Source organism: Noviherbaspirillum malthae (assembly GCF_015352985.1).
GTDB lineage: Bacteria > Pseudomonadota > Gammaproteobacteria > Burkholderiales > Burkholderiaceae_D > Noviherbaspirillum > Noviherbaspirillum malthae.
Map to the genome: position 1 here is coordinate 118,226 of NZ_JACYXF010000007.1, position 21,707 is coordinate 139,932.

22 protein-coding genes and 1 tRNA gene are annotated in these 21,707 nt (G+C 62.7%); 13 read left to right on the forward strand and 10 right to left on the reverse strand.

From position 1 onward, the window contains the following. Window positions 1–213: 213 nt before the first annotated feature. Window positions 214–612, forward strand: coding sequence for a chemotaxis response regulator CheY (locus tag IGW03_RS12550; protein ID WP_194722904.1), 399 nt, complete (start codon window positions 214–216; stop codon window positions 610–612). A 53-nt stretch (window positions 613–665) separates the two neighbouring features. Here IGW03_RS12550 and IGW03_RS12555 read toward each other — a convergent pair whose 3' ends face one another. Then, window positions 666–1,352 (reverse strand): type 1 glutamine amidotransferase domain-containing protein, encoded by a 687-nt coding sequence (locus tag IGW03_RS12555; RefSeq protein ID WP_194722905.1) that lies wholly within the window; start codon window positions 1,350–1,352, stop codon window positions 666–668. Further along, window positions 1,349–1,510, reverse strand: coding sequence for a hypothetical protein (locus IGW03_RS12560; RefSeq protein WP_194722906.1), 162 nt, complete (start codon window positions 1,508–1,510; stop codon window positions 1,349–1,351). The genes IGW03_RS12555 and IGW03_RS12560 overlap by 4 nt, the downstream gene beginning before the upstream one ends. Window positions 1,511–1,692: 182 nt before the next feature. Between IGW03_RS12560 and IGW03_RS12565 the strand changes: the two genes are divergently transcribed. After that, window positions 1,693–3,954, forward strand: a complete 2,262-nt coding sequence (locus tag IGW03_RS12565) for a molybdopterin-dependent oxidoreductase (protein ID WP_194722907.1) — start codon at window positions 1,693–1,695, stop codon at window positions 3,952–3,954. Then, on the forward strand, window positions 3,947–4,768 hold the full coding sequence (locus IGW03_RS12570; protein WP_228535431.1) for a phytanoyl-CoA dioxygenase family protein: 822 nt from the start codon (window positions 3,947–3,949) through the stop codon (window positions 4,766–4,768). The genes IGW03_RS12565 and IGW03_RS12570 overlap by 8 nt, the downstream gene beginning before the upstream one ends. Window positions 4,769–4,893: 125 nt before the next feature. On the opposite strand, the gene IGW03_RS12575 is transcribed toward IGW03_RS12570, so the two are convergent. Beyond that, on the reverse strand, window positions 4,894–5,202 hold the full coding sequence (locus tag IGW03_RS12575; protein ID WP_194722908.1) for a hypothetical protein: 309 nt from the start codon (window positions 5,200–5,202) through the stop codon (window positions 4,894–4,896). 236 nt (window positions 5,203–5,438) lie between these two features. On the opposite strand from IGW03_RS12575, the gene IGW03_RS12580 reads away from it, so the two are divergent. Then, entirely contained in the window at window positions 5,439–5,807 is a 369-nt protein-coding gene (locus IGW03_RS12580; RefSeq protein ID WP_194722909.1) for a helix-turn-helix domain-containing protein, read from the forward strand. A 66-nt stretch (window positions 5,808–5,873) separates the two neighbouring features. Here the strand turns inward: IGW03_RS12580 and IGW03_RS12585 are convergent, their stop codons facing one another. Next, window positions 5,874–6,074 carry a hypothetical protein gene (locus IGW03_RS12585; protein ID WP_194722910.1) on the reverse strand — a complete coding sequence of 67 codons (201 nt, stop codon included), beginning with the start codon at window positions 6,072–6,074 and terminating at the stop codon, window positions 5,874–5,876. Window positions 6,075–6,320: 246 nt separating this feature from the next. On the opposite strand from IGW03_RS12585, the gene IGW03_RS12590 reads away from it, so the two are divergent. The 6 genes from IGW03_RS12590 to htpX all read left to right on the forward strand — a co-directional run bounded on the left by IGW03_RS12590 (window position 6,321) and on the right by htpX (window position 13,417). After that, complete coding sequence (locus tag IGW03_RS12590) at window positions 6,321–7,553, forward strand: putative DNA modification/repair radical SAM protein (protein ID WP_194722911.1); 1,233 nt, start codon at window positions 6,321–6,323, stop codon at window positions 7,551–7,553. Continuing rightward, window positions 7,550–8,977 (forward strand): UdgX family uracil-DNA binding protein, encoded by a 1,428-nt coding sequence (locus IGW03_RS12595; RefSeq protein ID WP_194722912.1) that lies wholly within the window; start codon window positions 7,550–7,552, stop codon window positions 8,975–8,977. Before IGW03_RS12590 ends, IGW03_RS12595 begins: the two co-directional genes overlap by 4 nt. Next, complete coding sequence (locus IGW03_RS12600; protein WP_194722913.1) at window positions 8,974–10,344, forward strand: 3'-5' exonuclease family protein; 1,371 nt, start codon at window positions 8,974–8,976, stop codon at window positions 10,342–10,344. The genes IGW03_RS12595 and IGW03_RS12600 overlap by 4 nt, the downstream gene beginning before the upstream one ends. 78 nt (window positions 10,345–10,422) lie before the next feature. Next, window positions 10,423–12,036, forward strand: a complete 1,614-nt coding sequence (locus IGW03_RS12605; protein WP_194722914.1) for a diguanylate cyclase — start codon at window positions 10,423–10,425, stop codon at window positions 12,034–12,036. A 122-nt stretch (window positions 12,037–12,158) separates the two neighbouring features. Further along, complete coding sequence (locus IGW03_RS12610; RefSeq protein WP_194722915.1) at window positions 12,159–12,500, forward strand: HPF/RaiA family ribosome-associated protein; 342 nt, start codon at window positions 12,159–12,161, stop codon at window positions 12,498–12,500. A 44-nt stretch (window positions 12,501–12,544) separates the two neighbouring features. Continuing rightward, complete coding sequence (htpX, locus tag IGW03_RS12615; protein WP_194722916.1) at window positions 12,545–13,417, forward strand: protease HtpX; 873 nt, start codon at window positions 12,545–12,547, stop codon at window positions 13,415–13,417. A gap of 136 nt (window positions 13,418–13,553) precedes the next feature. On the opposite strand, the gene IGW03_RS12620 is transcribed toward htpX, so the two are convergent. Further along, a tRNA-Met gene (locus tag IGW03_RS12620) sits at window positions 13,554–13,630 on the reverse strand. 122 nt (window positions 13,631–13,752) lie between these two features. Between IGW03_RS12620 and IGW03_RS12625 the strand changes: the two genes are divergently transcribed. Continuing rightward, window positions 13,753–13,971 (forward strand): hypothetical protein, encoded by a 219-nt coding sequence (locus tag IGW03_RS12625; RefSeq protein ID WP_194722917.1) that lies wholly within the window; start codon window positions 13,753–13,755, stop codon window positions 13,969–13,971. 49 nt (window positions 13,972–14,020) lie between these two features. Here the strand turns inward: IGW03_RS12625 and IGW03_RS12630 are convergent, their stop codons facing one another. Together IGW03_RS12630 and IGW03_RS12635 are read right to left on the reverse strand one after the other, a co-directional pair. Beyond that, window positions 14,021–14,545 (reverse strand): PaaI family thioesterase, encoded by a 525-nt coding sequence (locus tag IGW03_RS12630; protein ID WP_323744965.1) that lies wholly within the window; start codon window positions 14,543–14,545, stop codon window positions 14,021–14,023. Between the two features lie 77 nt (window positions 14,546–14,622). Further along, the gene (locus IGW03_RS12635) at window positions 14,623–15,069 is read right to left on the reverse strand and encodes a winged helix-turn-helix transcriptional regulator (protein WP_194722919.1); all 447 of its coding nucleotides are present in this window, start codon (window positions 15,067–15,069) and stop codon (window positions 14,623–14,625) included. A gap of 167 nt (window positions 15,070–15,236) precedes the next feature. On the opposite strand from IGW03_RS12635, the gene IGW03_RS12640 reads away from it, so the two are divergent. After that, window positions 15,237–15,620 (forward strand): DUF4148 domain-containing protein, encoded by a 384-nt coding sequence (locus tag IGW03_RS12640; protein ID WP_194722920.1) that lies wholly within the window; start codon window positions 15,237–15,239, stop codon window positions 15,618–15,620. Between the two features lie 85 nt (window positions 15,621–15,705). Here IGW03_RS12640 and IGW03_RS12645 read toward each other — a convergent pair whose 3' ends face one another. Next, the gene (locus IGW03_RS12645; protein WP_194722921.1) at window positions 15,706–17,280 is read right to left on the reverse strand and encodes a CHASE domain-containing protein; all 1,575 of its coding nucleotides are present in this window, start codon (window positions 17,278–17,280) and stop codon (window positions 15,706–15,708) included. A 212-nt stretch (window positions 17,281–17,492) separates the two neighbouring features. Here IGW03_RS12645 and IGW03_RS12650 point away from each other — a divergent pair, with 212 nt between their 5' ends. Next, the gene (locus IGW03_RS12650) at window positions 17,493–18,710 is read left to right on the forward strand and encodes an MFS transporter (RefSeq protein ID WP_194722922.1); all 1,218 of its coding nucleotides are present in this window, start codon (window positions 17,493–17,495) and stop codon (window positions 18,708–18,710) included. A gap of 333 nt (window positions 18,711–19,043) precedes the next feature. Here the strand turns inward: IGW03_RS12650 and IGW03_RS12655 are convergent, their stop codons facing one another. Together IGW03_RS12655 and IGW03_RS12660 are read right to left on the reverse strand one after the other, a co-directional pair. Next, window positions 19,044–19,448 (reverse strand): hypothetical protein, encoded by a 405-nt coding sequence (locus IGW03_RS12655; protein WP_194722923.1) that lies wholly within the window; start codon window positions 19,446–19,448, stop codon window positions 19,044–19,046. Between the two features lie 155 nt (window positions 19,449–19,603). Then, on the reverse strand, window positions 19,604–21,658 hold the full coding sequence (locus IGW03_RS12660) for a putative bifunctional diguanylate cyclase/phosphodiesterase (RefSeq protein WP_194722924.1): 2,055 nt from the start codon (window positions 21,656–21,658) through the stop codon (window positions 19,604–19,606). Window positions 21,659–21,707: the final 49 nt, after the last annotated feature.

Sequence of the window (21,707 nt, forward strand, 5' to 3'; positions counted from 1 at the left end):
TCGAGTGGCCGCGGCGCAGGCCGCCATGATAGCAAACTTGGCCCGAGGGATTTTCCGCGGGCGTGCCGCACGGCCGCCATGCTGCGGGATAGCTGCGATGTATCCATCCGGAACTTTTTTCCGCTGAAATCTTCATAGTGCTTTCATCGCGCTCAGGCAAACCCGAATGCCTGCGCATGCGCTTTATCCTTGCACGACAACCAACTCTATTGCATGTCTTCTCACATTCACGTTCTCGTTGTTGACGATTTTTCCACGATGCGCCGCATCGTTTCCAATCTGCTGCGCGAAATCGGCTTTGCCAAGATTTCCGAAGCCGAAGACGGCGAAAAGGCCTTGCACTGCCTGCGCTCGTCCGGCGTGCCTGTCGATTTCGTGGTGACGGACTGGAACATGCCTGTCATGGATGGCCTGACCCTGCTGCAGCGCATCCGCGATACACCGGAATTCAGGCATCTGCCGGTGCTGATGGTGACGGCGGAGGCAAAGAAGGAAAACATCATCGCCGCCGCGCAGGCCGGCGCCGACGGCTATATCGTCAAGCCTTTCAATGCGGCGACGCTCAAGGAAAAAGTGGACAAGATCCTCGCCAGGCACAAGCTGGCGGCCTGACGACACTTCTTCTCCTGCACGTCTGCGCCCGCTCACTGCGGGCGCAGCGGCATTCAAGTGCCTTTCTTCAGCAGCTTGATCACCTCATGCGCGGCCGCCTCCGAGGATGCTGGATTCTGGCCGGTGACGAGCGTGCCGTCGACCAGCACATAGGACGCCCAGTCCGGACCGCGCGAAAAATCGCCGCCGCTTTTTTTCAGTGAGTCTTCCACCAGGAAAGGCACGACCTTGGTCAGCTGCACCGCCTCTTCCTCGGAGTTGGTGAAGCCTGTCACCTTCTTGCCTTCCACCAGCGGCCGCCCGTTGTGCAGCTTGGCATGGCGGAACACGCCCGGCGCATGGCAGACCGCGGCCACCGGCTTGCCGGCCGCATGCATGCTCTGGATCATGGTCAGCGAATCTTGGTCTTCCGACAGGTCCCACAAGGGGCCGTGGCCACCGGGATAGAACACGGCATCGAATTCCTCATGCGAAACGCTGGAGAGCAGCACCGTATTGGCCAATGCCTGCTGCGCTTCGCTGTCTTTCCTGAAACGTTCGGTTGCGGCCGTCTGCGCATCCGGCTCGTCGCTCTTCGGATCGAGCGGCGGCTGTCCGCCCTTGGGCGAAGCCAGCGTAATCCTTGCGCCCGCATCCTTGAACACGTAATACGGCGCGGCGAACTCTTCCAGCCAGAAACCGGTTTTCTTGCCGGTATTGCCCAGCTGGTCGTGCGAAGTGAGTACCATCAGAATATTCATCGGAATGCTCTTTCCTTCTTGAATGCGTTGATGCCATGGGTGCCATGGGTGCCATAGGTGCCATAGGTGCCATAGGTGCCATAGGTGCCATAGGTGCCATAGGTGCCATAGGTGCCATAGGTGCCATAGGTGCTGTTGGTGCCATTGGCGTGATTCAATGCGATTAAGTCAATTGACGTTGCGTCAACGTAGAGTGAAGGCCGCCATCGAAAGTTCTTGAGTGCGACGCAGACTCGGCGCGCGCTTTTCCGCTGCCTTCGATGACCTGCAAGGTAATCGCGTCTGCCGCATAATGGTTCGACAATAAAAGACAGCCAGCCTATCCAGCCAGGAGACAAGCATGTCCAGCCAGAACATTGCAACAAGCGCAACAAGCGCAACAAGCGCAACAAGCGAAACCGTTGCCCATCGCATCTGCCCGCTCTGCGAAGCGTGCTGCGGCCTGGAACTGCGGGTCAGGGACAACAAGGTGATCGGCATCCGCGGCCATGCCGAGGATGTCTTCAGCCGCGGCTACATCTGTCCGAAGGGGGCGTCGCTGAAAGACCTGCATGAAGACCCGGACCGCCTGCGCTCGCCGCTGATCAAGCGTGACGGCCGTTTCGTGGAAGCATCCTGGGAAGAAGCCTTCGAGGAAATCGAGCGCCGCCTTCCGCCCATCATGCAGGCCCACGGCAACGATGCCGTCGCCAACCTGATCGGCAATCCGTCCGCACACAAGATCGGCCTGCTGATGTATTTTTCGCGCCTGAGCAGGGCGCTCGGCACGCGCAATTTCTTTTCCGCGTCCACCCTCGACCAGATGCCCAAGCAGCTGTCCTGCGGCCTGATGTTCGGCAACTGGCTGTCGTTTCCGGTGCCGGATATCGAACGTACCGATTTCCTGCTGATCATCGGCGCCAATCCCATCGTGTCCAACGGCAGCCTGTGGACGGTGCCCGACTATCGCGGCAAGGCCAAGGCGATGCGCGCGCGGGGCGGCCGCATCATGGTGATCGACCCGCGCCGCACGGAAACCGCCGCGGCGGCCGACGAACATCATTTCATTCGCCCCGGCACCGATGTCTTCCTGCTGCTGGGCATGGTGCATGCGCTGTTCGACGAGGGACTTGTGCGCCTGGGCCGCATCGAGGCCCACCTCAACGGCGTGGAAGCCGTCCGGGCCGCGGTGCAGGACTTCACGCCGGAATCGATGGCGCCGCGCTGCGGCATCGAAGCCGAAACCATCCGCGCGCTGGCGCGCCGCCTGGCAAACGCAGAGCGCGCCGCGGTCTATGGCCGCATGGGTACCTGTACCCAGGAATACGGCACGCTCTGCAGCTGGCTGATCGATGTGCTCAATGCGCTCACCGGCCACCTCGACCAGGAAGGCGGCGCGATGTTCGCGAAAGCTCCGGCCTTCGCCGCCAATACCATGGGCAAGCCGGGCATCGGCAAGGGCGTGAGCACCGGCCGCCGCAGGAGCCGCGTTTCCGGTGCGCCGGAAGTCATGGGCGAATTTCCCATCGTCTGCCTTGCCGAGGAAATCGAAACGCCGGGAGACGGGCAGGTCAGGGCCCTGATCACCATCGCCGGCAATCCGGTGCTGTCGGCGCCGAATGGCGAACGGCTCGCCGCGGCACTCGATTCCCTGGAGTTCATGGTCAGCGTCGACATCTACCTCAATGAAACGACGCGCCATGCCGACGTCATCCTTCCGGGTTTGTCGCCGCTGGAAGACCTGCATTACGACATGGCCTTCCCGCAGTTCAGCTACCGCAACTACGCGCGCTACAGCGAGCCGGTCTTGCCGCGCGACCCGCAACAGCCGCCGGAATGGCAGATCCTGCTGCGCCTGGCCGCGATTGCGCAGGGAAAGGGAGCAGGCGCCGACGTGATTGCACTGGACGACGCCCTGTTCGCGGAAGACGTGCGGCGCATGGCCGGCGAACATGCCGATGCGATCATCGCCGCTCTGGCACACCTGAGCGGACCGGAGCGGCAGATCGACCTCGCCCTGCGCACGGGGCCCTACGGCGACCAGTTCGGGCGCAATCCCGGCGGCCTGAACCTGCGGAAGCTCAAGGCCGCGCCGCAAGGCATCGATCTCGGCCCCCTGCAGCCGCGCATTCCGGAAATGCTGCGCACGCTCTCCGGCAAGGTGGAGCTGGCGCCGGAGATGCTGATCGAGGATCTGAGCCGCGTGCGCGGCGCACTTGCACAGCCGGTGCCGCCGATGGTCATCATCGGCCGGCGCCAGGTGCGGTCCTGCAACAGCTGGATGCACAACCTGCCGATACTGGCGAAAGGGCCGTACCGCTGCACCGCGCTCATCCATCCGCAGGACGCACAAAGGCTTGGCCTGCGGGACGGCGGCCTGGCGCGCATCGGCAGCGAAGGCCGCATCATCGACGCCACGGTGGAGTTCAGCGAGGAGATGATGCCGGGCGTGATCAGCCTGCCGCACGGCTGGGGACACGATATGCCGGGCACACGGATGACGGTGGCGGCGGAACGGCCCGGCAGCAATCTCAATGCGGTGCTCGACGAGAAACGCCGGGATCCCCTGTCGGGCAATGCCGTCCTGAGCGGCGTTGCGGTGGAGGTGACGGCCATTGCCTGATCATGCCGCCCGCGTCACGCCGGATGCGGCGCGCTGCCGGCTTCAGTTTCAGGAGCACGGATTCGTCGTCGCCCGGCGGCTTATGGACGGTGCCCGCGTCGCGGCGCTCGGCGCGAGCGTCGATGCGATTTTCCGGCAATGGCTGGATGCGCATCGGAACGACTATGCCGAACGCGGCCTGGTGAACATGCATTCGCTGACGCACGCACGCTACCATGCCGGCAGCGAGGCGCGCATCCGCTTCTTCGAGCAGATCGCCGACACGAGGGCGACCGCGCTGCTGGAAGCCATGTTCGGCCAAGACATCTACTTTCACAACACGCAGCTCTTCTTCAATCCCTGCAGTCCCGATCAGCCGCCCTACTGGCACCGAGACCTGCAGTACAGCCCGATCGCGGATGCCGAGCAGGCTGCGGAGCAGGGCAGGCTGCTGAACCTGCATGTGCGCATGCCGCTGGTCGCCGAGACGGGACTGGCACTCGTTCCCGGCACGCACCGGCGCTGGGATACCGCGCTGGAAGCGGCGGTCAGGTTCGAACGCGAAGGACATCGGCACAGCGACGACCTGCCGGGCATGCAGCTGGTTTCGCTGGAGCCCGGCGATGTGCTGATCTTCGATGCGCAAATGCTCCACCGCGGCCATTACCGCCCGAATGCGCATCGAATGGCGCTGGATATCTGCGCAGGGCGGCCGCACCGGTTCACGCTGTCCTACCTCGACCGCGAGGTGCTTCCAACCGGAGAGGAACTGGCGCGCATTGCCAACAACGCCTGGTACCGAAGGGCGTATGAGCTTGCAGGCGCTTTGGATTGAGTTCTGGGGCACCCGAATACAAGCGATGGAAAACAAAAAAGGCAGACCCGCGAGGGCCTGCCTTTTTCAACGCGCATGCGGCTTGTCTACAGAGGCCGTCGATGCAGCAAATGCAATTCAGCGTCTTATTTCTTCGCTGCGTCGGCCTTGTCCTCGGCGGCGTCCTTCTTCGCCTCGGCAACTTCCTTCTTCGCTTTCTTGTCAGCCTTTGCCTTCTTCTTGTCGGCATCGGCGTTGGCCTTCGCTACCTTCTCCTGCGCCTTGGCGTCTGCCTTCGCGCTCTTTGCATCGGCCTTGGCATCGGCTTTGGCTGCCTTGGCTTCAGATGCTGTCGTGGTGGTAGTGGTTGCAGTGCCGGCAGGCGCGGTTGCGGTTTGGGCAAATGCGGAAGCGGCGAACAGGCCTGCGATCAGGGTGGCAATCAGGGATTTCATATCGTGTCTCGCTTTCGGTGTAAGAAGTATCGAAGGGGTGATACAGGTCCAAAAACGACTGCCTCCGCAGGTCAGTTGACCCCGACAGTGTAAGCAATTGTTATCAATCAAACCATTCGTAACAGATCAAATCGAGGTGTGCTGCGAGGCTTGCGCAAGATCAAGAAGTGGCAGGGTTTCCCACCCATTCATGTTTCGCCAAGGCAAAATTGCTCATCGTTATCGAGGAGGTAAGCATGAGAAAAAAATCGCCGCTGGTAGGCCAGGAAGGTTATACGCCCAACCATTTGCTCGACACCTTGATGGAAGTACTGGGTGCCAAGAGCGACGCCGCATTGGCACGTGCACTGGACGTTCCGCCCTCGACCATCAGCAAGGTGAGGCACAAGCAGGTGGCGGTCAATTCCGACATGCTGCTGACCGCCCATGAACTGACCGAAATCAGCATCCGCGATCTGCGCGACATGATGGGAGATACGCAATCCAAATACTGGCTCGGCGGCATGGATCCGCAGGTGAAGAGCCGGCGCTCGCCCAAATTGCCTTCGTTCCGCGACACGATGCACCGCGACATGCCGCATTCGGCGAGCATCGGCGCCATGTAATACCGAATTACCGGCAGCGCGTTCCTTGCGCTGCCGGCGCGGCATCAGCCGCGCGATCTGCCTTTCCTAGCTGTCGCCGTCCTTCTCATCCTGCGTCATCTCTCCCGGAAGCTTTTCCCCGTTTGCACTATCCAAGCTGCCGTTTCGGCTTGCCCTGCGGTCCGCGGTATCGCGCGGCACGGCGCGGCGGTCAGCGATCCGCCTTTCCCTGAACTTGTTCAGGTCATAGCTGGCTTGTTCAAACAGGTTGTCGGGGCGGGTCATCATGGTCTCCGGTTGCCTTCATGAATTGAATCTAGGCGCAGTGTAAGACCCCGTCCGCCGGCACTTTTGACGCACAGCAAATCAGTTCAAATCCGATACAAAAGACGGCATTTAGGTGCATTTCCGCAACAATGTGCTATAGGAAATCTGTTGCGGACACGCACGGTAGCCATCAGAAAACCCGAAGCAAGCCCTCACCGTCTCGCGTAAAATACTGTATGTATAAACAGTGAGACAGTGCGAATTGCGATGGAATTGACCGACAAGCTCGAAATCCTTGCTGACGCGGCGAAATACGATGCCTCATGCGCCAGCAGCGGCGCGCCGAAACGTTCGTCCGAAGGCAAGGACGGCCTCGGCGCCACCACCGGCATGGGAATCTGCCACAGCTACACGCCGGACGGCCGATGCGTCTCCCTGCTCAAGATCCTGCTGACCAATTTCTGCATCTACGATTGCCAGTACTGCGTCAACCGGCGCAGCAGCAACGTGCCCCGGGCACGATTTTCCGTCGACGAAGTGGTCAGGCTCACCACCGATTTCTATCTGCGCAACTATATCGACGGACTTTTTCTGAGCTCCGGCATCATCCGCTCCGCCGACTACACGATGGAGCAGCTGGTGCTGATCGCGAAAAAGCTGCGCAACGAGCATCAGTTCCGCGGCTACATTCATCTCAAGACCATTCCCGATGCCGCGCCCGAACTCATCGCCGAAGCCGGCCTGTATGCTGACCGCCTGAGCGTCAACATCGAATTGCCGACCGCCGAAGGCATCGAGCGCCTGGCGCCGGAAAAGAACGTGCATACCATCAAGCTGGCGATGGGATCGATCCGCCGCAAGCTCGATGAAAAGGAAGCCGAGCCGAAGGCGCCGCGCTATGCGCCGGCCGGGCAGAGCACCCAGATGATCGTCGGAGCCGACCAGACCGACGACAGCACCATTCTGTCCACCGCAGAAACCCTGTACGGCTCCTACAAGCTCAAGCGCGTCTACTATTCCGCATTCAGCCCGATTCCCGAGAGCCCGAACGGACTGCCGCTCAAGCCGCCGCCGCTGATGCGCGAACATCGCCTCTACCAGGCCGACTTCCTGGTGCGCGGCTACGGCTTCCATGCCGGCGAGCTGCTGCCTTCGGCCGGCAATCTTGCACTCGACATCGATCCCAAGCTGGCCTGGGCGCTGGCGCACCGCGAGCATTTTCCGCTCGATCTCAACAGCGCCGATCTCGGCATGATCATGCGCGTGCCGGGGATAGGCCTGCGCAACGCCAAGCGCCTGGTGGAACTTCGGCGCGCCAGACGCATCCGTTATGGAGATCTGGCACGCATGAGATGCAGCATGGAAAAGATCAAGCCGTTCATCATCACCGCCGATTACCGGCCGCAGAACGACACGGCACCCTCCGAGGCGCTGCGCCGCGCGCTGGCCGATGCGCCGCAGCAGCTGGGCCTGTGGCCTTCGCTGCAGGAAGCGGCATGAATGCACGTGCGCAAGTCGCTTCCTTCGAGGAGTGGCGTGACGCGGCAAGAAGCTTCATCGCCGCCGGCATGGCGCCGCATGAAATCGACTGGAGCGAAGAAGGGCAGGAACCCGGGCTGTTCGCAGGCGATGAGGGCGTGCAGGATCAGCACGCGCAGCCGGGAGTCTTGCAGGTATCGCGCGAACTGTTCGGCCTGCTGCAGCAGGCTGCCAGCTTCCGCGCCGCCGACCGCTGGGCCTTTCTCTACCGGGTGCTGTGGCGCTGGAGCCATGGCGACCGGATCGTGCTGTCCCACGCGGACGAGGACGGCATGCGCCTGCAGATGATGGCCAAAGCGGTGCACCGCGAGGCGCACCGCATGCATGCATTCCTGCGGTTCCGCGAACGTCCTGTCGACGCCGGCGATCCACGCTTCGTCGCCTGGTACGAGCCAGAGCATGATGTGCTGCAGGATGCGGCGGAGCATTTCTCAAAGCGCATGGGCAGGGCGACATGGCTGATCGCCACGCCGCAGGGCAATGCCTCCTGGGACGGCGCGCAGCTGCATTACGGACCGCCGGGAAACGCGCGGGCGGAGCCCGACGATATCGGCGAAGCCTTGTGGCTGGCGTATTACCGCAGCACCTTCAATCCTGCGCGCCTCAACACCGATGCCATGGAGATGCATATGCCCGTACGTTACTGGAAGAACCTGCCGGAAAGCCGCCTGATTCCCGATCTCGTCAGCAAGGCCGGCGCCGGCGCGCAGCGCGTTGCGCAGGCGCGCGAGGTCGGCCGCCGCGACGGCGCCGTCATCGCCATCGAAGCCGCCGATGCGCAGCCCAAACGCGATGAGCCGACTTCGCTCGATCAATGCCGGCGCTGCGAACTGTGGGAGCGGGCAACGCAAGGGGTGCCGGGCAGCGGGCCCGAGGACGCGCCCATCATGCTGGTCGGCGAACAGCCGGGCGACCAGGAAGATCTGGCCGGCCAGGCATTCATCGGCCCCGCCGGCAAGCTGCTCGACGACGTGTTCGCGCAGGCCGGCCTGCAGCGCGATACGGTCTATCTCACCAACGCGGTCAAGCATTTCCGGTGGGAGCCGCGCGGCAAGCGGCGGCTGCACAAGACGCCCGACCAGCGGCATATCAATGCCTGCAATTACTGGCTGGAACAGGAAATCGCCGGCATCGGGCCGCGTGTTGTCGTCGCGCTCGGCGCCACCGCGCTCAAGTCGCTGATGCACACGAGCAAGGTGACATTGACCAGCATGCTCGGCAAGCCGCTGCAGCACGAGGGCCGCTGGATCGTGACGACCTATCATCCGTCGTACGTGCTGCGCGTGCCGGACGAGCAGCTCAGGGCGGCCGCCTTCGCCGACATGGTGCGCGCCCTGCAGACCGCGCAGCGGCTGGCCGCGGGCGAGGCCGTCGAACCGACATGAAAGACCGGCGCTATCCCCGTCTCGCCTTTGTCGATCTTGAAACCACCGGCGGCACGGCGGGCTCGGACCGCATTACCGAAGTCGGGATCGTGGAAGTCGACGAGCAGGGCGTGCGCGAGTGGAGCAGCCTCGTCAATCCCGACATGCCGATCCCGGAATTCATCCAGTCGCTGACCGGCATTTCGGATGCGATGGTGCAGCATGCACCGCGCTTTGAAGACTTGGCCGACGAGATCGATGCCCGTCTTGCAGACCGCGTCTTCATTGCGCACAACGCGCGTTTCGACTACGGCTTTCTGCGCAGCGAGTTTCGCCGCATCGGCCGCGACTTCCATCCCCCGGTGCTGTGCACCGTGCGCCTGTCGCGCAAGCTCTATCCGCAGTTCGAACGACACAATCTCGATGCGCTGGTGGCGCGCCACGGTTTGCATGTGACCGAGCGCCACCGGGCCCTGGGAGATGCGCAGCTGATCTGGCAGTTCTGGCAAAAGCTGCATGAGGCGCATGCGGCCGATGCCGTCGACGAGACCATCGAAAAGCTGCTCAACCGTCCCGTGGCGCTGCCGCATATCGAAGCCCTGCATATCGAGGACATGCCCGATACGCCGGGCATCTATCTCTTCTACGGCGAGCATGATGCGCCGCTGTATGTCGGCAAGGCCGATCACCTCTACCGCCGCGTGCAGGCGCATTTCAGTGCGGGCCGCATGCCGCCGCGGGAGCAGCAGATGATGTCGCAGGTGCGGCGCGTCGAGTGGATGCCGACGTCGGGCGAACTCGGATCGCTGCTGCTGGAAGCGCGCATGGTCAAGCAGCTGCAGCCGGCATTCAACCATTTCGCGCGCGATGCGGAAGTGTGCGCATGGCGCCTGGTCATGCGCAAGGGCGTGCTGCAGCCGGAGCTGATCACGACCGATGATCTGTTCTTCGGCGTGGACCCGGACCTGTACGGATTATTCGTCAACAGGCGCAAGGCATGCGATGCGCTTCGCGCCGTTGTCAATGTCTACCAGTTGTGTCCCCGCCTCCTGGGGCTCGAAAAAACGCGCAAGCGCGAAGCCTGTTCTGCCGCGGCAGGAACATGCGCCGTTTGCTCCGGCGAGGAAAGCCCGGACATGCACAACCAGCGTCTGCGGACCGCGCTGAAAGGCATGCGCCTGCAGCCATGGCCGTATGCCAACGCCATCGCCATCCGCGAAAACGATGTACTGCATGTCATTGACTCTTGGTCGTATCTTGGTTCTGTAATGAACAACGAAGAGGCGGTTGAATTGCTACGGAAAGGCCGTGGGCGATTCGACCGGGAGGTCTATTACATCACGCGCAAATGGCTGTCGAAGGCGGATGCGGCCATTGTAGAGTTGTAGCAACTTCCGGTTACATTCTTCATTGCCTGCGTCCCTCCGCTTCCCCGATAATGCCGAATCGTTTTCGTCGGTCCGGCCATGCCACACTCTTCCCCCAACTCCATCGATGATCGCCTGTCCGTCCTGCAGAAACGCTGGTCGCGCTATGCCGAGGAAGGCCGCTTCGAGCAGTTCATCGAATTCGCCATCGCCGTCAACAGCCTTGCGGAATACTTCAATCGCCTTCGCCTGCCCGGCCTGGTGCGCCTCTGCGAAGGACTGGAGAATGCCGCGCTGGAGCGGCTGGGGCAGGAGGATACGCATCCGGTGCCGCGCCAGGACATCGCCATGCTGCAGCGGCAGGTCGACGCGCTCGCCGGCGCCGTGGCCACATCGCGCAATGCGGCTTCCGCGCGACGCATCCCCGAGGCCGCGACGGCGCCGGCCGACATTGACTGGATCAAGCCGAGATCGGTGTGGATGATCGCAGCGCCGGAAAAACAGGGCATGGCGCATGCGCTCACGGAGCAGCTGCAGTTTTTCGGATTCAAGGTCGACAAGCACGGTTGGGAAGAAGGGCAAGGTGCGGCGGAAGCGGAAAAGCCGCTTGCCGTTCTTTTCATTCCTGCGGGCGACATGGCGACGGCGGGCGAGAGCGCAAGGATTGCCGCCGTCCGCGCGGCCTGCCCGGCAAGCCAGCTGATCTACCTCGGCGTGGAATCGCAGATCGAACCCATCGTTGCACTGATGCGGGCCGGCATCGATATCACCATCGCCGCCGAGGACCAGCCTGCCATGGTACTCAATTGCATTCTCGATCTGGTCCAGACCAGCGAACAGGAGCAGTACCGCGTGCTGATAGTCGAAGACTCGCGGGTTGCCGTCGCACTGATCCGGCGCACGCTGTCACAGCATGGCATCCATACCCACGCCATTCACGATCCCGGCAGGTTGCTGGACGCGCTCGAATTCTACAAGCCAGACCTGGTGCTGATGGACATGTACATGCCCCGCTTCAACGGCGTTGAAGCCACGCGGGTACTGCGCCAGATGGCCGCTTACAATTCGCTGCCGGTCGTGTATCTCTCCGGCGAATCCGCAGTCGGCATGCAGGTGGAAGCGCTGCGCCTCGGCGGCGACCAGTTCCTGATGAAGCCTTTCAACCCCGTGCTGCTGGCGGCGGTGGTCAAGACCAGGATCGAGCGCTTCCGCGAAGTGCGCCGCTCCACCCGGCTCGACGGGCTGACCGGCCTGCTCAACCATACGGCGGCCAAGTCCCGGCTCAAGGCAATGGTGGACGAGGCCAGCGCCGACAACGGGCTGACCGTGGCAATGATCGACATCGACCACTTCAAGTCGATCAACGATACCTTCGGCCATCCCGTTGGCGACCAGGTGATCCGCGGCCTGGCCTGGCTGCTCAAGGGCCGGCTGCGCTCGGTGGACCTGATCGGACGCTACGGCGGCGAGGAGTTCCTGGTTGCCCTGCCGGGCGTGACCAGGGACAAGGCCCTGTCGGTGATCGATCGCATCCGCCGGGATTTTTCCGGCTTGCCTCACGCCCATCCGGGCGGTGCGCTGCATGCCACCTTCAGCGCAGGCATTGCCTCCCTGCCCGAGGTGGATACCGCCGCCGGACTGACCGAAGTGGCGGACGGCGCGCTGCTGCAGGCCAAAAGACTGGGGCGAAATCGGGTGGAAACAGGCGCGTGATGCCTGCATGCTCACACTGAAGCATCAGTTTTTTTGGAATAAAATCTTCCACCAACTTCGCTTTTTTATAGCGCCGCATTCCTCTACGATGTGGGCTCCTTAACCTCTTAATGGAGCCTTTCATGAAACCGACTATCGTTGCCAATGGCGTCAAGCTGCCCCGGGTCATGCGCGACCATGTTGTGCGGCGCCTGCGGTTTGCACTCGACCGGACCCATCAATCCATCAATGCCGTCGTGGTCCGCATTACCGACCAGAACGGTCCCAAGGGCGGCATCGACAAGCAATGCCGGATCCAGCTTCGGATTCCGGGGCTGCCGCCTGTCGTGGTCAACGGCAAGGCTGCCAGCATTCTCGAAGCGGTCGATGTCACCGCCCATCGCGCCGCGCAGGCGATTGCCCGGCATCTCGAGCGTTCGCGCCGCATCCGCCATGCGCGCATCGAGGCGCCCGAACTTGCCTGAACACGGCTGCCTAGATTTCCATTCATTCACATAACGGAATAATCATGAAACGAGTGATCCTGTTCGTCGGAACCAACCTTGCCATCATGCTGGTGCTCGGCATCAGCGCCAGCCTGCTTGGCGTCAACAAATACCTGACCGCAAACGGTCTCAATCTCGGCACGCTGTTGATGTTCTCGGCGCTGATGGGCTTCGGTGGTGCATTCATTTCCCTGTTCCTGTCGAAACCGATCGCCAAGTGGTCGACCGGCGCGCGCGTGATCGAACAGCCGAGCACCTCCACGGAAATGTGGCTCATGGATACTGTGGCCAGCCAGGCCCAGCGCTCGGGCATTGCCATGCCGGAAGTCGCGATCTATGACGGCGAACCCAACGCCTTTGCCACCGGCGCGACCAAGAACAGCTCGCTCGTCGCCGTCTCCACAGGTCTACTGGAATCCATGACCAGGGAGGAGGTGGAAGCGGTGCTCGCGCACGAGGTGGCGCACATCGCCAATGGCGACATGGTGACCCTGACGCTGATCCAGGGCGTGGTGAACACCTTCGTTACCTTCCTCGCGCGCGTCGTGGGTTATCTGGTGGACCAGATGCTGCGCAGGGGCGACCAGGAAAACAGCGGCCCCGGCATCGGCTATACCGTGACCGTCGTGATCTGCGACATCCTGTTCGGCATTCTCGCCAGCATCATCGTCATGTATTTCTCGCGCCAGCGAGAATTCCGTGCCGACCGCGGTGCTGCCAAGCTGCTGGGTTCGCCGCGCCCGATGATCGCCGCGCTGCAGCGTCTGGGCGGCCTGTCCCACGGCGAGTTGCCCAAGAACATGGCGGCATCGGGAATTGCAGGCGGCGGACTGATGTCCCTGTTCTCCAGCCATCCGCCGCTGGAAGACCGTATCGCCGCCCTACGCCACGCCTGATCGGCACACCCGCCGGCAGTCCCGCTGCCGGCGGGCCGTGCGAATCAAGGCGCGGTGGTCGATGGGAATTGAAACGCTGCGGCGGAACTGCCGCCGAAATGAAAAAGGCCGCGAAATTCGCGGCCTTTCCGGTATTTGGTTGCGGGGACAGGATTTGAACCTGTGACCTTCGGGTTATGAGCCCGACGAGCTGCCAGACTGCTCCACCCCGCGTCTGAGGCTGCGAATTGTACAGGGGATGCCGGCATGGCGCAATCGAAAACGCAAAAACAAAACCATGAAATAATGGGCGCCCGCGAAAACCGCCTCAACCCTTATTTGTCTTTGCCTGGAAAATGAGCAACAAACCCGCCCGTACCCTGCAGTTCAAATGCAAGACATGCGCGAAGCCCGTCAAGGTTTTCCTGCAGAAAGTCTCCGCCTGCTCCCATATTCAGCCTTATCAAGGGATTTGCAGCTGCGGTGAAGTCATGCGCCATGCAACCGGCCAGAAGGATGCCGTGGAATCCTACCTCGCCTCGCCGGACGGCCTCTGGACGCATCATCATCATTGAAGCCTTGCCGGCGGCGTGCAGCGCAGCCGGCCTGCGCTTCGTTAGTTACTTAGATTGGAAACACCAGGCAGGTTGTAGTCGCATGCGCGTACAGCTTGCCGTTGACGTCCGTGATGCGTCCTTCAGCTACGGCAACCTGGCTGCCTACGCTGATGACCCGTCCTTCCGCGCGGATCGGACCGGTCTTGTCGGTCAGCGCGCGAATGTAATTCACCTTCAATTCCAGGGTGCTGTATCCCTTGCCGGCCGGAAGCATGGTATGGATCGCGCAGCCGACGCAGGAATCGAGCAGGGTGGCCGCATATCCGCCGTGCACCATGCCGATCGGGTTGTAATGCTGCGGTCCGGGCGTGCCCTGGAATATCATCACTCCCGCATCCGCGCGCACCGGAATGAAGTCCATCAGGGCGCCGATCGGAGCGACCGGCAACTTGCCCTGAAAGATATCGTTCAGGAATTCCAGTCCTGAGCGCTCGCGCAGCTGTTCCCGCGTCGCCACGCCGGGTGCGGAGAGCACCGGACGGATGGCGGCTTCCTCGTCCTGCCACTGCTTGAGCTTTTCATGCGTTTCCACGGTAAGGCCTCCTGAATGTGTTGTCATTTTCCGTTATCGATTGATTGTTGTTGCCGGGGAAGACAGCACAGTCCCGCTCAGGACTCTTCCAGCGTCACGTTGCCGAGCCGTATCGGCCCGCCGCATTCCGAACAGGTCTGTCCTGGCCTCGAAAGCTTGCCGCAGTCGGCATGCCGCAGGCGTACCGGCTTGGCGTCTTCGCACTGCAGGTATTCGTCGCCGAAGCGCATCAGTTCCAGCACTACCGGAAACAGGCCCTTGCCGGCCCTGGTGAGCTGGTAGTTGAATCGCGGCGGCCGCTCCTGATAAGGCACTTTCTCCACCAGTCCGCCTTCGATCATGCGGTTCAGGCGCGTGGTGAGGATATTGGTCGCCGCCCCGGTCTGCTTCTGCAGGTCGTCGAAACGCAGCGGCCCTCGGAACAGCGCTCGCAAGGCCAGCAGGATCCATTCGTCTCCCAGAAGCAAGGCCGAGCGCACGATCGGGCAGGAGATGGGGGCTGCGCATTTGAGTGTCTTTTCCATGTTTTTGATTTTAGACCCTTGCAAAATAAAAGTCACTAGGCTAAGATGAACTCGTCGCTTGCAAAATGCAAGTAACATGGAAACTAGGTAACTATAGGCACCCAACGCATGTGCCTGCATCGGCAGCAGATGCTGCCGGCTATTCATCGATTCCGTGGAGTCCCAAAATGAACATCAAAATGACCACAGTTGCACTCGCCATCATCGCCACCTCCAGCGCAGCTTTCGCGGCTGACGATTTCGTCGATTACACCAATGTCCCCTCGGCCAGGACGCGCGCGGAAGTGCGGGCGGAACTCGACCAGCCGTTCGCGCGCAGCCCGGCGCAGTCGCCGGAATTCGTCGAGGTCACCCAGGTTGCCGGCGGCAAGACCCGCGCCGAGGTGCGCGCCGAACTCGATGCCGCTTACGCGCAGGGCCTGGTCGGCCAGCAGTCGGAATTTGTCGAATTCACCCGGGTAGCCTCCACCAGGACGCGCGACGAAGTGCGCGAAGAGGCCCTCCAGCAAGCCAAGGCCGGCCGTGCCGTCGCCGTGCGCAACGGAGGCTGAGCAGTTTCCGTGTCATCTCCTCGTAGTTGACGCATGCCTCTCCATATTGCCAATATGGATTCGGCCCGCCGAGCGCGGGCCTTTTTTATGCCGGGCGTTCGGCCCGCTTCACGTTGGCGCGTCCCGCGTTCTTGGCGGCGTACATCGCCATGTCGGCGCTCCTGATGAGCGACTTGGCGTCGCTGCCGTCATGCGGATAGACCGCCGCGCCGATGCTGGCGGAGATATGGAAGGTATGTCCGGCGATGTCGTAAGGTTCGGTCAGTGCGCGCAGTATCTTGTCGGCCACGCGCAGCATGGCCTCGTCATCCTCGACGCCAGACAGCAGGGCGACGAATTCGTCTCCGCCCAGCCGCGAGGCCGTATCGGATTCGCGCATGCAGCTCTGCAGACGCTTGGCCACTTCCTTGAGCAGCAGGTCGCCGTAGGCATGGCCGAAGTTGTCGTTGACCGGCTTGAACTTGTCGAGGTCGATGAACAATAAGGCGACCTGACTGCGGTCGCGCCGCGCCTTGGCCAGTTCGACGCCGAGCCGCTCCTCGAGCAGCTTGCGGTTCGGCAGCCCGGTCAGGGCATCGTACAGCGCAAGCTGCATCGCCTGGTCGGCGGCCTGCAGGGCGCGCGCCCTATCGTCCAGAAACAGCCAGATCAGCAGGGCAACCAGCAGGCTGATGCTGATGCCCGATTGCAGGATCAGCTTGGGCCGGTCCGACTGCATGCGGATGTCGAATTCCGGCAGCGCGGACGTGACCACCGTCCATGTCCTGCTGCCCGCCTGGATATAGCCGACCCGCTTGTGCCTGCTTTCGGGCGAGGTGGCGTCCCTGTCCTCGTGACTGTCATACATCCGCGCCGCGGGCGTGACCAGCTCGCCGTCATAGATTTCCACATCCAGGTCGTCGGCCAGCGAGCCGTTGACCCCGCGCATGAAATCATCCATGCGGAACGGCGCATAGACCCAGCCCATGATGCTGGTGCGCCTTTGCTCGACGCTGGAGCGCGGTTCATTGTTGCGGTACACCGGCAGGTACATCAGGAACCCGTCCTGGACTTCGCTGCCGGACTCCTGGATCAGAACCACCTTGGAGGAAATGGCGGCCGTTCCGCCGTCGCGCGCCTCTTCCATCGCCGCGCGCCGGTTCGGCTCGGAAAACATGTCATAGCCGAAGGCCCGCAGGTTGCGGCCGAAGAAGGGTTCGAGATAGACGATGGATGTCAGGAAATCGCGCTTGCCCGGCGGCCGGATATCGTATTCCGGGAAACCTTCGGCACGAACGGCGGCGACATGCGCATCCCTTTGTTCGGGCAGCACGATGAGCGACAGGCCCACGCCTTCGATGCCGGGAAACATTTCCGGCAGGGAAAGGCTGCTGACGAAGGCGCGGAATTCGCTGCGGGTCACTGTATCGGCCGAGGCGAACAGGCCGACGGTGGCGCGCAGGATCTGTTCGTAGATGGCCAGGCGCTGTTCGATGCGGATGTTCGATTCCCTGACACGGAAGTCGAAGGCCGTGCTGAGATTTTGCTGCGCGGAGCGTTCGGCACCTTCCCAGATACGGTAAGTCACGAGCAGGGACACGGCCAGCACGGCGAGCGTGACCATTTCCCTTGCCTTGAATAAATGCAGGATACGCAGCCTGCGTTGCGCTTTTTGTCTCATGCCGTATTGCGACGGCATGCTGTCGCCGTCCTCCGCCGTCTATGTCTGTTGAACCCAACGGTATCATCGCGCATCGGGCGGTGGCGTCCTTGAGAACCTGCAACCACCTTGCATCAGCACGGCATCTGCGCATGGCGGCAATCATTCTTCTGCGCAGCATGGCTGGACGCGGTAAGCTCCCGGTTCGGCATCTCCGCATTGTTAAAACAAGAATGAGCAATCCACTCGCAGCCTACCCCTCGTTCCGCAACTTCTTTCTCAGCCGCATTGCCACCACCGCGTCGAACCAGATGCTGATGGTGGTCGTGGCCTGGCAGATGTACGACATCACGCAGAGTGCCTACGACCTCGGCATGGTGGGGCTGGCGCAGTTCATGCCCGCGCTTGCCTTGTCCCTGCTGGTCGGCCAGATCGCCGACCGCTATGACCGCCGCCGCATCCTGGCCTGGTGCCTGGCCGGACAGCTCGGCGTCGCGCTGCTGCTGATCGCCGGCACCCTGGGGCATTGGCTCAACCGCGAAACCATCCTGCTGGCATCGCTGGCGCTGGGCGCGGCAAAGGCGTTCCAGATGCCGACCCAGCAGGCGCTGGGGCCGCTGCTCGTGCCGCCGGAAGTGCTGCCGCGCGCGCTGGCGATCAATTCCGCCGGCACGCAGATCGCCATCATCCTCGGGCCGGCCATCGGCGGCTTCCTGTATGTGGCCGGCGCGGTCGCCGTCTATACGACCTGCGCGCTGCTCTGCGTGGCCGCCGCCGTCCTGACGCTGATGATCCGCATCGATCACGCGCCGCCGGCGCGCGAGCCGGTTACCCTGCAGACTTTGTTCGCCGGCATCGTCTTCATCTGGAATCGCAAGGAGGTTCTCGGCGCAATCTCGCTCGACCTCTTCGCCGTGCTGCTGGGCGGGGCCACCGCGCTGCTGCCCATCTTCGCGCGCGACATCCTGCATGTAGGGCCGTGGGGATTGGGCCTGCTGCGCTCGGCGCCGGCCATCGGCGCGCTGCTGGTGTCTCTGTATCTGGCGCGCCACCCGATCCAGCGCAAGGTCGGCAAGGTCATGTTCGGCTCGGTCGCGCTGTACGGCGTGGCAACCCTGGTCTTTGCCTTGTCGACATCATTCGGCCTGTCGCTGGCAGCACTGGCGCTGACCGGCGCCTTCGACATGGTCAGCGTGGTGGTGCGGCAATCGCTGGTGCAGCTCGATACGCCGAATGAAATGCGGGGAAGGGTCAGCGCGGTCAATTCCATTTTCATCGGGGCATCGAACCAGCTGGGAGAGTTCGAATCGGGCGTGACCGCCGGCTGGTTCGGCGCCATACCGTCGGTGCTGATCGGCGGCTTCGGCACGCTCGCCATCGTGGCGCTCTGGATGAAGCTGTTTCCTTCGCTCACCAACCGCGAGAAACTGACCGATCGAGCGCGCATCTGAGCGCCTGTGTGCGTCAAGCGCAGGAACCAAGCGGGTCGGGCTGCGTCAGATCATCATCGACTGACTCACTGACGGAGGTCTTCATGCGCAAGATGATTTTCCTCGCCGTCGCAGGATTCCTGTGGCGCAAGCTTCAATCCAGGATGCTGACCCGCAGCTACGGGGCGCGTACCGTGCGCCGCAGCCGCTACTAGGAAATGTGCCTGAGGGTCCGGATTCGCTTCCGGACCGGGTCCGGCATCCGGTCTCATCGAATGCCACCGCAGAACAGCTTGTCGTCTGCGGTGGCATTGCCTTTTTCGCTTTGCGCTGTCAGCTGCGGCATCCTGGCGTTCAGCAGGCCGCAATCCGTGCCGAGCGGCGCAAGCCGAAGTACTCCAGTTCGGCCAGCACCGCCACCGCGAGCGCCTGCGCCACAATGAATGCCTGCCCCGCGGCATTCGGCGCCACCCATCCCGACAGCAGCAGGTAGAAGCTGTCCACCACCCACACCGCATTCACCGCGATCACGGCCCAGACGGCAGCCCGCGGCGGCGCCTTGCGCGTGCCCAGCCAGGCGAGGAAGGCTGCGAACGGCAGCAGGCTGGCGCCCGCGGTTCTCAGCAAGGCGGCCGGCAGGTTCAGCAGGCTTTCCAGCATGCCGGCGCCGATCAGCATCAGCAGGCCGGCCGCGGCACCGGCGGCGGCATCGGCGAGCAGGACGCGGCGAAGGAAAAGTGGCGATTGAACGTTCAACATGGCAAGCTCCTCGAGTCGGATCAGGGGAAGGTTCCGATGCCGGCATCTGCGTGCTGCATCGTTGAACGCATCTTGCGCCCGACCTGGCATGCGGTCGATTACCTCCCGCGTCATCAAGGCATGCCATCGGGATAGCGGGATAAGAAGACGGCGCGCTAGAACAGCTGCTCGAACTCTTCCGCCGGCACGGGCCGCGAGAACAGGTAGCCCTGCGCGTAATCGCACTTGCTCGCCGCCAGCAGGCGGCGCTGGCCTTCGGTTTCGACGCCCTCGGCCACCACCTTGATGCCCAGCTTGTGCGCCATCACGATGATGGCGTCGCACAAGGCCATGTCGTCGGACCCGGGCGCCAGGTTCTGCACGAAGGACTTGTCGATCTTGATGTAATCGATGTCGAATTTCTTCAGATAGGACAGCGACGAATAGCCGGTGCCGAAGTCATCGAGCGCCGCCTGCACGCCGTTGTCGCGAAAGCGCAGCAGCTGGCTCGACACGCCGCGCGAACTGTCCATCAGCATGCCTTCGGTGATTTCCATGACCATGCCCTGTCCCGGCAGCTGCATCGATTCCAGGCAGCCGAGCCAGCTTTCATGGTTGATGCCTTCTCTCTGCAGCTGCACCGGCGAGACGTTGACGCTGATCTGGAACGCCGGATCATGGCGCACGCGCCAGGCGCCGGCCTGGCGTGCGGCCTGCCGGAAAATCCATTCGCCGAGCTCGACGATCATCCCGGTTTCCTCGGCCACCGGAATGAATTCCGCCGGGCTGATCAGGCCGCGCACCGGATGCTGCCAGCGGATCAGCGCCTCGGCCTTGCAGATGCGGCCGCTGCCGAGATCGATGATGGGCTGGTAGTACACCCGGAACTGCTTCTCGTGCAGCGCGGTGCGCAGGTCCGTGACCAGCCGCTTGCGCAGCTGCGCGGCTTCCTGCATGGAAGTGGTGAAGTAGCTGTAGCGGTTGCGTCCCTGGGCCTTGGAGGCATACATCGCCTGGTCGGCATTCTTGAGCAGGGTATCGGTTTCCCGGCCGTCGGCCGGATAGAAGGTGATGCCGATGCTGGCCGAGATGTACACCTGTTCGGTGCCGAGATGGAAAGGCTCGGCCAGCTCGCGCAGGATGTTGCCGACGGCGCGCTCGACGCTGCGGGTGTCGTTCAGCTCCTCAAGAATGACGGTGAATTCGTCGCCGCCCAGCCGCGCCACCGTATCGGTCTCGCGCACGCAGGCGCGCACTCGGCGCGCCGCTTCCTGCAGCAGGCGGTCTCCCACGCTGTGGCCGAGCGTGTCGTTGACTTCCTTGAAGAAGTCGAGATCCAGGAACAGCAGCGCCACCTGCTGACCGCCGCGGTTGGCCTTGAGCATGGCCTGCTGCAGCCGGTCATGGAACATGCTGCGGTTGGGCAGGCCGGTCAGCGTGTCGAAATTGGCCTGGCGCCAGATCAGTTCATCGGTTTCCCGCTTTTTCGTGATGTCGGAAAACAGGCCGACATTGCACTGGATCGAGCCGTCCGGCTGGTAGATGGAATTGAGCGTGAGCGACAGCAGGAAATCCTGGCCGCTCCTGCGCCGGCCCCACAGCTCGCCCTGCCAGCGTCCGTCGCGCGCCATCGTTTTCCACATGCGGGCATACGTCTGCGGGCTCTCGCGCTGGGAATGCAGCATCCTGATGTTGCGGCCGATGGCCTGCGCCTCGGTATAACCTGTGATCTCGGTGAAGGCCGGGTTGATATTGACGATGGTGCCGTTGCCGTCGATGACCGACATGGCCTCGCTGCTCTTCTGGTAGACCAGCGAAGCCAGCCGCAGCGAATCAAGCGCACGCTGGCGTTCGGTGATGTCGAACACGATGCAGAACAGCAGCGGCCGGCTGCCGATGTCGATGGCGGAGGGGTGCACTTCCACGGTGCGCAGTTCTCCGCCGGCGAGCCGATGGCGGAAGACGCAGAAATTGCGCCGCTCTTCCTGCGCCCGCTGCAATTCATGGAGAACCTCGTGCCCGGGCTGGCTGCTGATCCGGCCGATCTGCATGCCGCGCAGGGCATTCTGCGAATAGCCGTAGAACGCCGCGGCCGCCGGATTGGCGCCGGCGATGATGCCTGCTTCGGCATCGATGAGCAGCATGATCGAGCTGTGCCTGCGGAACAGCTGGTGAAACAGGTCTTCCTCCGCCTCGCCCGTCGGCGGTGTTGTCAGATCGGCATCGAGCATGAATTCCCAGTCTTCGCGCGCATTGCTGGCGATAATTGTTTTTCTGGTG